The sequence below is a fragment of the Paenibacillus sp. JJ-223 genome (genome assembly GCF_927798175.1).
GTDB lineage: Bacteria > Bacillota > Bacilli > Paenibacillales > Paenibacillaceae > Paenibacillus > Paenibacillus hubeiensis.
The window spans coordinates 218,167-231,969 of the sequence record NZ_CAKMMP010000012.1 but is presented as its reverse complement, the minus strand read 5'-3'; the positions used below and the strand labels follow the sequence as shown (position 1 = coordinate 231,969).

Below are 13,803 nucleotides of genomic sequence, written 5' to 3'. Positions count from 1 at the left end.
GGTAGAATGTGAATACATCTCATTCACAATCAACTTTGCGACACAACCCCATTTTAATTTGGCTTTGTGTGCTTTCTTTTTTTAGCGTATTAAATGAAATGGTTCTGAACGTCTCATTGCCTGATATCGCCAATGATTTGAATAAACTGCCAGCGAGCACAAACTGGGTGAATACAGCTTTTATGTTGTCCTTTTCGGTTGGAACAGCGGTATATGGAAAGTTATCGGACCAACTGGGCATCAAAAAACTGCTCTTGTTTGGGATTATCGCCAATTGCTTCGGATCGGTAATCGGTTTTGTTGGACACTCGTTCTTTCCCATCCTTATTCTTTCACGGTTTATTCAAGGGACGGGTGCAGCCGCATTTCCCGCACTCGTGATGGTTGTAGTTGCGCGCTATATCCCGAAAGAAAACAGGGGTAAAGCATTTGGTCTTATCGGATCCATAATCGCCCTGGGGGAAGGGGTTGGACCGGCCATTGGTGGAATGATTGCCCATTACATCCATTGGTCATATTTGCTGCTTATCCCAACGATGACGATAATCACCGTACCATTTCTTGCAAAACTGTTGAAAAAGGATGAAGGAACCAAAGGTTATTTTGATACGACGGGGAGTATATTGATGTCACTAGGCATTATATTTTTTATGCTGTTTACAACGTCATATACAATTTCTTTTCTTGTCCTCAGCATTCTCTCTTTCCTGATATTTGTAAAACATATTAAGAAAGCCGAAAACCCTTTTGTCGATCCTGCACTGGGTAAAAATGTTCCATTCATGATTGGAGTCCTTTGTGGCGGGCTAATCTTCGGTACGGCAGCAGGTTTTGTCTCCATGGTCCCTTATATGATGAAAGATGTTCACCAGTTAAGTACTGCGGCTATCGGAAGCGGGATTATTTTTCCCGGAACGATGAGTGTCATCCTCTTCGGTTACATTGGAGGATTGCTTGTTGATCGGAAAGGTCCTTTGGTTGTATTGACCATGGGAGTTGCCTTACTTTCCATCGGTTTTTTGATCGCTGCCTTATTTGCAGAAGCAGCACCATGGGTTATGACCATGGTATTGGTTTTGGTTTTTGGTGGGCTTTCATTTACTAAAACCGTTGTTTCTACAATAGTGTCAAGCAGTTTAAAACAAAATGATGCTGGTGCTGGAATGAGTTTGCTTAATTTTACTAGCTTCTTATCAGAGGGAACAGGTATTGCGATCGTTGGCGGATTATTATCCGTCCGTTTACTGGATCGAAGGCTGCTGCCTGCAATAACTGAACCGCCTGCGTATTTGTATAGTAATATGCTCCTGCTTTTTCTGGGAATCGTGATCATTAGCTGGTTAGTTACCTTAAAGATCTATAAGCGAACCCAGAGAAATATATAATAAAGGCCAATTCGGTCCACCGCTACAGCCAAACCTACAGAATCGATGCCAATATGCGGTCGCATAACGCCATCGTGCCAATGTTGTCTTTCCCGCTGCTAAGAGGGGTTGCTCCGGTACGGCAGCATGCCATGAAATGGGCCATTTCGCCCACGAATCCCCGCAAATAAAGGTCGCGGTATGCACCGGACATGGGCGAGGCTGAAGGAGTGAAGACAGTATCCTGCTCTTCAAGGGATTTCCATGGGATATTCGATGAAGTGCGGGAGGAGTGCACGGTCAGGGTGTTGATCTCATCCGCAGAAGCAAACCCGTTATCAAAGGTGACCAGCAGGCTTTCGCTTTCGCGGGACCATGCACTCATGCCGGTAAAATAAATGCTGCCTGCTACGCCGCTGTCGAACGCGATGGAAATGCTTTGGCTGATTTGCCGTCCCGTGGTGGCTCGTGTTCCCGTTACCGCGACCGCTTCGCCAAAGAGGAAACGCATCAGATCGACCATGTGAATGGCGGCCAGTTTAATGAACTGTTCTTCATCTTCGCAAAACGGCGTGGAATCCACGGCGAAGCGCATTTGAAACGAACGGGCTTGTCCCAATTCGCGCCGGTCGATCAACTCCTTTAATTTCATATAAACGGGAGCATATCGCTTCATGAAACCAACCATGAGCACAACGCCGGCATGCTCGGCCAAGCGGGATAATTCCTCCGCTTCGGCGGCATTCCATCCCAGCGGTTTATCTACGTATACATGTTTGCCCGCACGAATGCAGTCGCGAACGAGAGCCGTCTGGTCATGCGGCTGTGCAACGACAACGACGCCATCGCAGTTTTCGTTGCGCAGCATTTCGAGCGCGTCGCCATACGCTTGGCCTTGGCTGCCGAAACGAAGCAACGCGGCCCGTGAACGTTCGATGCTGCGGGTGGATATGGCCTGAATCTTGGCTCCTGCTTCTACGGCAGCGGGCAGGATGTTGGTGGTGGCATGGAATCCTGCTCCGATAAAACAAAGTTTGGTCTGAGGCAACGCCAATCTCTCCTTGAAAATTTGATTTGTACATGATTTGGCTGATCTTGATGACATCATGTTTTAAGATAGCGGGTTCGCATTCGATTAAAAAGGACATATGTCCTTTTTTTTGATACAAAAATATATTGCAATCGTGTTGAATAACCTGTATACTCTTAATTACGGTGAAACAAGCAATGGTTTGACCGGAGCATTTTCACATCAATGAAAAAGCTGCATATTATGCGGTCGTGGCGGAATTGGCAGACGCGCACGGTTCAGGTCCGTGTGGGCTAACCCCCCGTGGAGGTTCGAGTCCTCTCGACCGCATCTCAGAAAAAGAATGGAAGAGTTGCACACGCAATTCTTCCATTCTTTTTTGTTTATTCAACTCAACTTCGTTTTGTCTGCTGCTGTAAGTAATCTGCTGCCCAGAGGCCGGCAATCACGCCGGCCAGACCGCAAATCGCGACCGTGCCCATAAGGTGGTTTGGCTGGAAACGGAACAGGAACGAGATGCCGCTGCCCAGCGTCGTGCCGGCAAGAAAGCCGAGGGCGATGCCGATGTCCTTCGTGAATTTCATAGATTCACCTGCTTCTGTTGTGGTAAGTGGTTGCAAAGTAGCAGAACTAGCGGTAAAGTGTGATCAGGAAAAATATAACATCGTTTTCCTTGTTTTCATTGTGCGCTTTAACCGAAGAAATATGCATGAACCCAGGACAGGAGGATGGAAGAATGAATATGAACGAACGAATTGCGGACTGGAACAGGCGAGCCCAGGAATGCGATTGCGGACATGAGCATCGTGCGGTGGAAATCCAGGTGGTCATGGAGCATGGTGCGATTCGCAAGGTGCCTGACTATTTGAGCCGGAAGTCATATCATCATGTGACGGTCGTTTATGATGCGAATACGGGGCCCATTGCCGCTTTTGGCGTGGTGCGGAGCCTTCGAGCAGCGGGAAACCGGGTGGATGAGATCTGTTTGAGACCTGCGGCTGCCGGAGATGTAATTGCCGACGAGGCGGCCATCGTACAGCTGCTTTTGGGCGTGCAGCAGGGAAGTCAAGCGATCATTGCGATCGGTTCCGGGACGATTCACGATGTCGTTCGTATCGTGTGCGCCAAAATGAACAAATCGTTTCTGTCGATTCCAACGGCAGCATCGGTGGATGGTTTTACGTCTGCGGGAGCGCCGCTCATCGTAAACGGGGTAAAGCAAACGTTTCAAGCGGTTCCGCCGGAAATCATTTTTGCCGACATCGACGTGTTTGCATCGGCACCCCAAGAGATGACGGCAGCAGGTTTCGGAGACATGCTCGGCAAATTTACGTCCCTTGCCGATTGGGAAGTATCCCGCGATCTTGGAGGAGAGCCATTCTGCCCTGTTGCATACCGGATGACCAAAGAGGCATTGGACGCGTGCATCGATCAGGTGGATGCGATTGCGGAGGGAAGTCAGGAAGGCGTGACTGCGCTGATGGATGCATTGATCATGTCAGGCATATCGATGCTGATCATCGATCACTCTCGCCCGGCCTCCGGAGGGGAGCATCATGTATCCCATCGCTGGGAGATGGAGCTGATGGAGCTGGGTCGCAAACCGATTTTGCACGGGGCCAAAGTGGGTGTGGCTTGTGCGTTGTTGACGGGGAAATACAAGGAGCTTGTACGTACAACGAACGAGCGAGCCTTTCAGGTATACCACTCATTGCCCGAACAGGAGCAATTGTCTGCATGGTTGGGACAAGTTGGCGGGCCGACCACAACGGAAGAACTGGGCATTTCTCCGGAGATGGTGGAACGCGCTTTTGCGACCGCGCATACGCTTCGTGATCGCTATACGGGGCTCAAATATATGAACGAAGTCCTTTGTTCCAAATAACGGGTGCGAGATACATTTGTTTCGCGATGGCGGGGTTATTTGTCTTTCTATTAGTTGTACGTACAATTGTCTATATTTTTAATTTATGGTCGAACAAATTTTTTTGGATTGTGTGTAATCAGACTTTTGTATGTATTATTCACAACAGGCTTCAGGTTATTGAAGTTGAATTGCTCGACAAAACAAAATCGACAAAACAAAAAACACGGGATTTGGCCATTTCAGCCATATACCCGTGTTTTCTGTATTTAAGGTGACATTGGTTGTCGCAGGGTGCACTGCACCCGGACAGTCTGCTCCATTTAGTTGCTGCGGCGATCTTTCAAGATGACATCTGCAAACAATATCGTTTTTGGAATGCGGAAAAATTGTTCCGCCTGTTCCTGAAACGCAGCGGAAGGCAGCGTTCCCTGATGCAGCCATTTGCGAAAAGTGCCGGGGTGAACCCCGATCCAGTGGCTGACATCTGTCACCGACAAATCATGGACCATGCATAAGCCTGTCAGAATACGGTTGCTAACCGGAGAACGGGTCACCGTACGCTTCATGAAACGGGAAGGCTCAGGCTGGCAAATCACCGGGCTTTTGCGAACGACTTCTTCATTGAAAAGAATGTGGCGCGGGTAGCCGAGCAATTGGCAGGCCTTGTCCAGATTGGTACTGCCGGGTATCCGCCCTTCGTATACCCAGGCGCTTACGCTCCGGGACGAAATGGACAGGTCTTCGGCCAGCTGGGACAACTTGATGTCATTGGCCATCAGCACGGCAAGAAGAACGCGATTACGGATTTGACAGCGTGTCGGTTTGCGGAATCGTTTCACACGGACGCCTTTACCCAAGTATTTACGGTTGATCAGAGACCACGCCTGGATGGAATGTTGTTCTGGTTGATTAGGCATATTTCCTCCGATTTTTTTAAACAAATACTACAATAAGAACAGGGGTACTTTCAAGTGCCAGGTGCACCGTTTTGCAAACGCGAACCGCGATGGCGCATGGCCGGGGGGGAGTTATGGACTAGAAGTTTGCCCGTGGACTTCCTAGTATATTCCTAGATTACAATGATTCACTAAATTTTCAGAGTTAAAAGAAGCTGTAGAAACATCAAAATGATTCTATAAGACTATTCTTAGGACTATTTTACTTTTTCCGAATTTTTGTTGATATGATGCGGTTTGTTTACCTCTATTAGCCAATGTTTTCCGGATTCACCTTTCACTTTTTAATGTGATTATGCGCAAATCGGCAATCGCATTTCCACGGTTTGCACCAGGCAACTGGTTGGTCAAAATCTCTTAACCGTGCATATCTTGTACAGAGGATCAAGAGATGGGGGGGAGCATTGTGCAACCAGCCGTGAATACCTTTGCAGCCATTTCAGGAGCTATTGTTACGTTTGCTTTTGGTGGATGGGATCAGCTGCTCAGTCTGTTGGCCGTTGCCATGGCCATAGATTACATTACGGGTATTGCTGCAGCTGTAAGGTCGGGTACCGGTTTAAACAGTAATGTCGGTTTCTGGGGGCTTGCCCGCAAGGGGCTTATGCTCACGGTCATCCTTCTCGCTCACCGGATCGATCTGTTAATGGGAATGGATATCATCAAGGGCGGGGCGATTTATTTCTATTTGGTCAACGAGCTGATTTCGATTACGGAAAATTATGCCAAAATCGGTCTTCCGCTGCCCGAAAAACTTCGTCAGGCCATTACGGTACTGAAAAAGAAAGAAGGCATCTCGGATCAGGAATGGTCACGGTCTGGCGCCAAGTCTGAGTCGGAGAGCGAAGCCAAACCGCCGGTTTCTGACCAGAAGCAGCCTGAATCCCGGTTGCCCGAGTCGGAACGAGCGAAGAACGTGAAGGACTCGGACGAGTCCAACTAAATCCCTGCCTGAAATGCTTCTCGTATTCTCTGGGAGAACGTTTCCAGTATCCTTTTACAATAGCAAACGTTATGGTATATTTTGAATACAGCAACGTTGCTCCGATCTTCCGCTTAAGAAGGAAGCACCCGTGGATCAACGATGGATTTACGCAAGGATATGGATTATACGCAGAAGAGGAGCCGTCTACGATGATTAAGCATATTGTTCTTTTTAAAATGAAGGAGCGTTCTCCGGAGAATATTGAAGCCGCTGCGCAAGTCCTTCGAAACCTGGAAGGCAAAATCGACGTCCTGATTTCCCTGGAGGTTGGCGTGGATGTTTTGCGGTCGGACAGGTCTTTTGACATTTCGCTTACAGCGGAATTCGCTTCTTTGGAAGACTTGCAGGCGTATCAGGTCCACCCATTACATCAGGAAGTCATCAAATACATGAACGAAGTAAGAGAACAATCGATTGCGGTGGATTACGAAATCTGATCTTTTTCATTCCATTTACAGAAGTAAAGGGGACTGGATATGAGCGATTTGAGAGACGTTATGGAATTTTTGTACATTTTTATCGTGTTTCTGATCGCTTGTCCAGTCATGCTATTCTGGCTGAAGCGCAGAGGCAAGCGGAACCGATAATCTAGGGAACAGAAGGTGAACGTGTTGTATTACGTAAACAGAGAGCAGATTGCCCATAGGTTGGCTGCAGTGCCGGAAATCGCCGAGGGGCTTCGTCATGCGGTACATTCGTGGGATGGCGGGCTTGTGCTCGGCTTGGTTCAGGAACGATGCCTGCATCTGGCCATCGAAATCGTGACCGATGTAGGAAGTTACCTTATAGACGGGTTTATTATGCGGGATGCAAGCAGTTATGACGACATCATCACGATCAATCACGAGGAAAAGGTGTTCGATACGGCGACATATGAGGTGTTAAGCCGTCTTGTTGCTCTACGAAAGCCGTTAGTACAAGAATACTTCAGCTGGAATCGGTCCGAGCTGCATCCGTTAAGCCGGGAGCTGCCGGACGTTCTCGAACGTTTTGCAGAACACGTCTCCGATTACGTGGACCGGGAACTCGGTCCATTTCAAAACGTGCAGGCAAAGGGTTAGCAGCACAAGGAAGAGGGAAGCAGCATGATGCATGAAAGCAACGAACATTTGCAAGAAAAAGAAAGCGCAAAAACGCCTTCGGGATTTCATCCCGTATATATGGTGGAGCTGCTGTTCAAAACCCCGCCGCATGTCGATCGCCGCCGACTGCATGATGCGATAAGCCGGTATACCGGTCAAGTTCGGTTAGCCGTGAAGCAGCGCCATGATCAGGGTGAAACCGCGGGGGATCAGGAACTCCCCGGAGAGAAAAATGCTGTGCAGCCGGATCCGGAGTACAAGGAAGAGTTGTTGGTCTTCTATCACTTGGACCATCTGGTTTCTTTTGAGGAAGGGGCCGTTCCTTCGCAAACCTGTGTTCTCGCCGTGCAGAAAATCGAGGATCGTTCCCGTTTTAAAGGAGCGATTCAGCAGGCTTGGCATTGGTCCGAAGCAGAGCGGGCTGTGTCGTCTGCCGAATATTCCATGCGGCTGCATGACATGTTTGCGGCGGCGATGCCGCGGAAACAGCGGCTGGAATTGTTTCAAAAAACGCTCCAGGCGATCCTTGAGGTCCTGCCGTGCGAGGCGATCTATTGGTACGGCAGCGACAAAGTGGTTGAACCAGCGGCTTATCGCCAGTCGCAGGAGAGGGAAGAACATCTGTACGGCGCCATGAACGTGCGGATGTATCAGGCTGGCGGGGACGAGGAACAACGTGAACTTGTGATGGACACGGTGGGACTTTCCGCGCTCGGCATACCCGATGTCCAATGTCATTTCACGGGAATTGATCCGGATACGGTTGCCCAAACGCTTCTCGGGGCAGCTTATTACATATTCGATCAAGGCGATGTGCTTCAAAATGGACAGCTGCTCGGCTCCTCCGGCGGCAGGCGTTGGCGGTGCGAGCGCCAGGCGGCATTGATTGCGCCGGGGCGCTATGTCATTGATCTTCAGCCTGGAGAGAAGGCCGAGGCATAGTTGCTTGTACTCCAACTTTTTTTTGTTCAGGGAGTGTCAGGACAAACCGGTGCTGCTTATAATGCATCAACGGAATAGGCATTCGCCCGGTTTAGCGAAACGAAAATGTTGGGTTAAATCGGTAACGACAATTCGAAAGGGAGAGATGCAACGTGAAGGATTCCAACAAAAGCCTGTTATGGGGAGCGTTAATTGGTTCGGTGGTTGGTTCGGTGACAGCTTTGCTGCTTGCTCCGAAATCCGGGCGCGAGCTTCGTCAGGACATTTCGGAAGGTGCGCGCCAAGTCACGGAGAAAGGCCAGGAATTGGTCAGCAAAGTGGGCGAACAGGGCACGAATCTCGTGTCCAAAGTCAAAGAAGCGGCTGATGTCGTGATCCATGATATCCAATCATGGCGGAGCGGCAGCAGCTCCAAGGAATTGCTGGTTTCGGCGATCCCTGCTAATCCAGCCTCAGAAGATCATCTGTCGACTGGAAAAGAGGTTGATGAGATTGGCAAGGATGCGGCCCTCCAGCTTCCCGAAGACGAGTCGAAAAACCAGAATTAAGCAAAAAGGCTTGGGTTTAAGCAGGCTTTCCCTCAGAGGAGAGCCTGCTTTGCTGTGCGGAAGGGAATAAACCCCAGTCGGGGGTTGTATCCGGAATTTGAAGCCGACGATGAAATCGGGTAAGATGTAGGTACCTTTTTGCCCGAAAACTCATAAAGTAGGATGAAAGCTCAGGCAAACATGCATTTCAGAACAATTTTAATCGAAGAAGGAAGCGGTGTGTTCGTGCAACAAGCTATCGCTATATTAGATTCCGGTGTCGGAGGTTTGACGGTCGCAAAGGAAGTGATGCGTCAGCTTCCCAGGGAAAAGATCATTTATTTTGGAGATACTGCCCGGACACCGTACGGACCCCGTTCGTCCGAACAAGTGAAACAATTTACAGAACAAATTGTAGATTTTTTGATCCAATTCGATCCAAAGGTGATCGTTATTGCCTGCAATACGGCTACGGCGGCAGCTCTGGATTATATCCGGGCCAAGGTCCCGATTCCGGTCATCGGCGTCATTCATCCCGGAGCGCGGGCGGCCATTACGGCAACGCGCACAGGTAAGATTGGAGTCATTGGAACGATCGGCACGATCAGCAGCGGTGCGTATACGGCGGCCCTTAAAGAGCTTTCCCCTTATATCGAAGTGGTAAGCCAGGCCTGCCCGGATCTTGTGCCGCTGGTGGAGAAGGGGGAATTCCGCTCCGTCAAGACGACCGGCGTCGTGAAGCGGTCCATCGATCCGCTCAGGCATGAGCCTCTCGATTGTCTCATTCTCGGCTGCACCCACTACCCGTTTCTGATGGATACCATTCAGGAAGTCATCGGTCAGGACGTGAAGCTGATCAGTTCAGCGGATGAGACCGCAAGGGAAATAAGCACGATTTTGTACGATAAACGAAAACTGGCAAGCGGAGACGAGATTCCGGTACACCAATTTTTCTGCACGGGAGACCCGGGCATGTTTCAGAATATTGCCCGTCAATGGCTGGGAGAGCAGATCTCCAAAACGCCAGTAGTATGGCAGGTCACGCAATTATCATAACCATTTTGACGTTCTCGATCATTGCGACAAGGGGTGCGATTGATCCCGGGGCCATGAGGCTCCGGGATCTTTGTCGTGCGTTCATGCCGACCCGTCGATGACTGCATGGCGACCACATGTCGGACGACTTCATGCGCATATACATTATCAATGCTATGCAATAGCATGATGAACCATGCTGCATGCGATTCGTGCTGTTTTGAGAGCCTGCAGCTAATCAGGAGAAGACGGGCAGGGGCGACGGTCAGACTTCAAGGGTTTCCTGCCGGGAAAGGGGAGCGCATGGAATCGAAATGGATCATCGTACAGCCGGGAGACACGATATCCCGCATCGCTGCCGTACATCGCATGACCAGGGAAAACCTCGCAGCACTTAATCCGGAGGCCGCGGCCCAGCCCTACTTGTTGGCAGGACAGATGCTGCGGATCATTCCGGGCACGGGGCGTCGCTATGCGGTTCAGCCTGGAGAAACCGCAAGCGGAATCGCGAAGCGCTTCGGGATGACGGAGGCTGAATTGCGAAACGCAAATGCCAATATTGCAGAAATGGACGATTGGCACGGACACTGCATTCATATTCCGGATGCAACGGGCCAAACTATAATCAGAATCCAGGGTGAATATGGGTACCGTGACATGAACCGTGACATTCGGGAGCTTGAGAAACGTTATCCATTTATCCATACGGGCACGATCGGTACGAGTGTGATGGGCAAACCGCTGCATTATGTGCGGATCGGGGAAGGAGCCCGGCATTTTCATGTTAATGCCTCCATTCATGCAAACGAGTGGCTGACGACTCCGGTTTTGCTGCGGTTTATTGAGCAGTATGCGGCTGTCATCGGCACGGGTTCTTCCTGGTATGGTTTCTACCCGAATCAATGGTTTAAGGAAACGACGCTTTGGATCGTGCCGATGGTGAATCCGGATGGGGTGGAGCTCGTTCAGGAAGGTGTTGTGAATGGACACCCTTATGCCGATGAACTGCTTGCATGGAATGCGGGCCGTGCCGATTTCAGGCATTGGAAAGCAAACATTAGAGGCGTGGATCTGAATGACCAGTTTCCGGCTTACTGGGAAGAAGAGGTGGCCAGGAGAGGGGTGGCTTCGCCTGGGCCGCGCGATTATGCGGGGAGAACGCCGTTGTCCGAACCGGAGGCTCTGGCCCTGGCGCAATGGACGGAACAGCATGATTTTTCGGCGGTTGTAGCCCTCCATAGTCAAGGCAAGGAGATTTACTGGAATTATCGCGATCTGGAGCCTGTGGAAAGTGTTTGGTTATCCCGCAGGTTGGCCAAAGCATCCGGATACAAAGCCGTGAGGCTTAGCGGAAGCGATGCAGGATACAAGGATTGGTTCATTCAAAAGTTCGGCAGGCCGGGCTTTACGGTTGAAATGGGATTAGGCGTGAACCCTCTCCCGGTGGAGCAGTTTGATGATCTTTGCATGGAGATCGGCATGCTGCTCGGAGAATTGCTTTCCGGCGAAGGGAAAAAGGGGACGCCGTAAAACGGGTGAAACCTTCAGGTTTCATTTCCGTAACGAAAAAAACGGATGCCGCACACCGCGATCCGTTTTTTTCAATTCAGCTTCCTGATCCATAGAGCATGGGTGGTGCAGGGTCTTGTGCTTTCGGGTAAGGAAGGGATAGGAGGTCATGTCGATGAAATGGAGAAGATTGTTGTCATTTAAGCGGTGGAGAGAGGTATTCACCAGATTGCCTCGTTTGTTGCGGGCCCCCGAGATTCCGCTCTGGGAAAAACTGCTGTTTGCCGTGCCGGCGTTGTTGTATTGGGTGCTTCCCGACGTGATGCCTTTTATGCCGATCGATGATATTGGCGTGACGCTTTTGCTGATGAACTGGTTTGTCAGTCGGGCCGAACGTAAATATCCGGCGCTGCCGCCTGTTTCAAAATAAAGAGTATTGCCGCAAATGGGGCATTATGGCACGATTTTGCATCAATGTTATTGCACAGCGGGTTAACTTTCTTTAAAATAGATGCTGGAGTTTCGAAAATGCTGCAATTGTTGGATCCAGCAATTACGATATAGGAGATGAACAGATGAATTGCAAAATTACGCGCAATGCTGCCAAAGTATTGAAGCTTGAATTGGACAAGCCTGAGAATGAAGGGAAAAAGCTGCGGGTTGTCATTACTCACGCCCATGGCGATCACGCCCATTACGGGCTCGATCTGGATACCCCGGGAGATCACGACGAAGTCGTGTCTACGGATAAAGAGATCGACGTAATTCTCGAGAAAGATCAGCCGATGCTGGATGGCGTTAAAATTGACTATCTGTATTTCCCGCAAGAGGGATTTGTCATTACGAACCCTTCCAAAGGCAATCACGGCGACCATTAAGGCGCAAAGAAGGGGAAATCATGGCTAACGATATCCGCGTCTGCGAGAAATGCAGGCATATTAAATTGAAATCGATCGTACCTAAACTGGAGAAAATGGCTCCAGGCACCGAAATCAAGGTGGGGTGTAAATCGTATTGCGGACCTTGCGCCAAACGTGCATTTGTTTTCGTCAATGGCCGTTACATTAGTGCTCCTACGGAAGAAGAAGTGCTGGAGAAGGTTGCAAAATTCGTGAAATAATGGTTTTGGGCGCGAAAGGGCATAAGGCGGATAAACCTAATCCATCCTAAAGGGGTAACAGGAACATGATTCCCAAGGAGGGTGTATTCATGCCGAAGCGTTACGATTCCAGCTTGCAAGCCAATACGACCGTATCTCAGGCGCAAAATGCGGTCAACAAACTGCATTTCGCCGTTTCCCAGGCGATGTCCCATCCGACCGAGCAAACCATCGAACAGGCCGAACGGCGCTTGGCTCATACCGAGCAGGCGATGCGTCAAGCCGAACGTTCTTTGGGAGGTCAGGGCGTCGAGCTTGCCGAAGAGATGTTGGCCGTGGAGAAGAGACGATTCAGCTCCATCCGCAGCCAGAGCGGCCAAGGGAATTCATAATTCGTTCCTGTCACACCGGAACCCGCAGGGCAGAATGCTTCCTGCGGGTTTTTTGCGCCCGGTGACCGCTTCATTTTTCGCGAGGAGGTTAATAGACCAAGAGCAGGTTAATTCCAATCGGGAGGTATAGGATGACAAAACATATTACGGATTGCACCATACTGAACAATGGAGTCACGATGCCTTGGCTGGGCCTGGGGACTTATCGGGCCAAAGGAAAAGAAGTGCAGGAAGCGGTGGAGACAGCGCTGGAAGTGGGTTATCGCAGCGTGGATACTGCATCCGTGTACGGCAATGAGGAAGAAGTGGGACAGGCGCTTGCGGGCAGCGGGATTGCCCGGAGCGAGTTGTTTGTTACAACCAAGCTGTGGAATGAGGATCAGGGCTATGACCAAACGCTTCGTGCGTTTGAGGCGAGCCAAAAGGCGCTGGGTCTGGACGTCATCGATTTGTATTTGATCCATTGGCCTGGCAGGGACCGGTATAAGGATACGTGGAGAGCCTTCGAGCGTCTATATCATGAGAAAAGTGTACGAGCTATCGGCGTAAGCAATTTTCAGATTCATCATTTGCAAGACTTAATGGACGAAAGTGGAATAGTGCCTGCGGTAAATCAGGTCGAGCTGCATCCTGGTCTGGTCCAACAGGAATTGCAGGATTTTTGCGGGGAGCATGGCATCCAGTTGGTTGCATGGAGTCCCATCATGCGCAACAAGCTGGACAAGGAGTCGACCCTGAAGGCGTTAGCCCAGAAGTACGGGAAGAGCACGGCGCAAATCATCTTGCGCTGGGACATCCAGAATCAGATCGTGACGATTCCAAAGTCGGTTACGCCGGAGCGCATTCGCGAGAATGCCGACATCTTTGACTTTGAGTTAACGCCGGACGAACTGAGTTTGATCGATGCACTCGATGCCGATAAGCGAACGGGCCCGCATCCGGACCAGTTGTTTTGGGATTAGATTGACATGGACGGCATTTCGGGGAAACGTAGTTTCATCGATAAAAAAGCAGC

Annotated in this window: 16 protein-coding genes, 1 tRNA gene and 1 pseudogene; 15 read left to right on the top strand and 3 right to left on the bottom strand. The window is 50.1% G+C overall.

The window, feature by feature from the left end; genetic code table 11:
* Nucleotides 1-8: 8 nt before the first annotated feature.
* Nucleotides 9-1,385 carry a Tet(L)/Tet(K)/Tet(45) family tetracycline efflux MFS transporter gene (gene tet, locus L6H98_RS21100; protein ID WP_236418364.1) on the top strand — a complete coding sequence of 459 codons (1,377 nt, stop codon included), beginning with the start codon at nt 9-11 and terminating at the stop codon, nt 1,383-1,385.
* 34 nt (nt 1,386-1,419) lie between these two features.
* Here tet and L6H98_RS21095 read toward each other — a convergent pair whose 3' ends face one another.
* The gene (locus L6H98_RS21095) at nt 1,420-2,412 is read right to left on the bottom strand and encodes a Gfo/Idh/MocA family oxidoreductase (protein ID WP_236418354.1); all 993 of its coding nucleotides are present in this window, start codon (nt 2,410-2,412) and stop codon (nt 1,420-1,422) included.
* 227 nt (nt 2,413-2,639) lie between these two features.
* On the opposite strand from L6H98_RS21095, the gene L6H98_RS21090 reads away from it, so the two are divergent.
* Nucleotides 2,640-2,724 (top strand) — tRNA-Leu (locus L6H98_RS21090).
* A gap of 62 nt (nt 2,725-2,786) precedes the next feature.
* Here the strand turns inward: L6H98_RS21090 and L6H98_RS21085 are convergent.
* Nucleotides 2,787-2,978, bottom strand: coding sequence for a hypothetical protein (locus L6H98_RS21085; RefSeq protein ID WP_236418351.1), 192 nt, complete (start codon nt 2,976-2,978; stop codon nt 2,787-2,789).
* A 152-nt stretch (nt 2,979-3,130) separates the two neighbouring features.
* Here L6H98_RS21085 and L6H98_RS21080 point away from each other — a divergent pair, with 152 nt between their 5' ends.
* The gene (locus tag L6H98_RS21080; RefSeq protein ID WP_236418349.1) at nt 3,131-4,279 is read left to right on the top strand and encodes a sn-glycerol-1-phosphate dehydrogenase; all 1,149 of its coding nucleotides are present in this window, start codon (nt 3,131-3,133) and stop codon (nt 4,277-4,279) included.
* Nucleotides 4,280-4,581: 302 nt separating this feature from the next.
* Here the strand turns inward: L6H98_RS21080 and L6H98_RS21075 are convergent, their stop codons facing one another.
* Nucleotides 4,582-5,178: a helix-turn-helix transcriptional regulator gene (locus L6H98_RS21075; RefSeq protein ID WP_236418347.1), complete on the bottom strand. Its 597-nt coding sequence runs from the start codon at nt 5,176-5,178 to the stop codon at nt 4,582-4,584.
* Between the two features lie 430 nt (nt 5,179-5,608).
* Here L6H98_RS21075 and L6H98_RS21070 point away from each other — a divergent pair.
* The 12 genes and pseudogenes from L6H98_RS21070 to L6H98_RS21015 form a co-directional block, all read left to right on the top strand.
* Nucleotides 5,609-6,010 (top strand): annotated as a pseudogene (locus L6H98_RS21070) (phage holin family protein); the annotation flags it as partial.
* Nucleotides 6,011-6,351: 341 nt separating this feature from the next.
* The gene (locus L6H98_RS21065; RefSeq protein WP_236418340.1) at nt 6,352-6,639 is read left to right on the top strand and encodes a Dabb family protein; all 288 of its coding nucleotides are present in this window, start codon (nt 6,352-6,354) and stop codon (nt 6,637-6,639) included.
* A gap of 174 nt (nt 6,640-6,813) precedes the next feature.
* Entirely contained in the window at nt 6,814-7,263 is a 450-nt protein-coding gene (locus L6H98_RS21060) for a DUF86 domain-containing protein (protein ID WP_236418330.1), read from the top strand.
* Nucleotides 7,264-7,287: 24 nt separating this feature from the next.
* Nucleotides 7,288-8,226, top strand: coding sequence for a DUF4261 domain-containing protein (locus L6H98_RS21055; RefSeq protein WP_236418327.1), 939 nt, complete (start codon nt 7,288-7,290; stop codon nt 8,224-8,226).
* A gap of 152 nt (nt 8,227-8,378) precedes the next feature.
* Entirely contained in the window at nt 8,379-8,774 is a 396-nt protein-coding gene (locus L6H98_RS21050; RefSeq protein ID WP_236418324.1) for a YtxH domain-containing protein, read from the top strand.
* Nucleotides 8,775-8,999: 225 nt separating this feature from the next.
* Nucleotides 9,000-9,809, top strand: a complete 810-nt coding sequence (gene racE, locus L6H98_RS21045) for a glutamate racemase (protein ID WP_290371471.1) — start codon at nt 9,000-9,002, stop codon at nt 9,807-9,809.
* A 282-nt stretch (nt 9,810-10,091) separates the two neighbouring features.
* Nucleotides 10,092-11,318 carry a M14 family metallopeptidase gene (locus L6H98_RS21040; protein ID WP_236418313.1) on the top strand — a complete coding sequence of 409 codons (1,227 nt, stop codon included), beginning with the start codon at nt 10,092-10,094 and terminating at the stop codon, nt 11,316-11,318.
* 154 nt (nt 11,319-11,472) lie between these two features.
* Complete coding sequence (locus tag L6H98_RS21035) at nt 11,473-11,727, top strand: hypothetical protein (protein WP_236418303.1); 255 nt, start codon at nt 11,473-11,475, stop codon at nt 11,725-11,727.
* A gap of 145 nt (nt 11,728-11,872) precedes the next feature.
* Nucleotides 11,873-12,175 carry an iron-sulfur cluster assembly accessory protein gene (locus L6H98_RS21030; RefSeq protein ID WP_236418301.1) on the top strand — a complete coding sequence of 101 codons (303 nt, stop codon included), beginning with the start codon at nt 11,873-11,875 and terminating at the stop codon, nt 12,173-12,175.
* Nucleotides 12,176-12,195: 20 nt separating this feature from the next.
* Nucleotides 12,196-12,417, top strand: coding sequence for a DUF1450 domain-containing protein (locus L6H98_RS21025; protein WP_236418299.1), 222 nt, complete (start codon nt 12,196-12,198; stop codon nt 12,415-12,417).
* An 89-nt stretch (nt 12,418-12,506) separates the two neighbouring features.
* Nucleotides 12,507-12,788 carry a hypothetical protein gene (locus tag L6H98_RS21020; RefSeq protein ID WP_236418297.1) on the top strand — a complete coding sequence of 94 codons (282 nt, stop codon included), beginning with the start codon at nt 12,507-12,509 and terminating at the stop codon, nt 12,786-12,788.
* Nucleotides 12,789-12,919: 131 nt separating this feature from the next.
* On the top strand, nt 12,920-13,750 hold the full coding sequence (locus tag L6H98_RS21015; protein ID WP_236418288.1) for an aldo/keto reductase: 831 nt from the start codon (nt 12,920-12,922) through the stop codon (nt 13,748-13,750).
* The last annotated feature ends 53 nt before the right edge of the window (nt 13,751-13,803 follow it).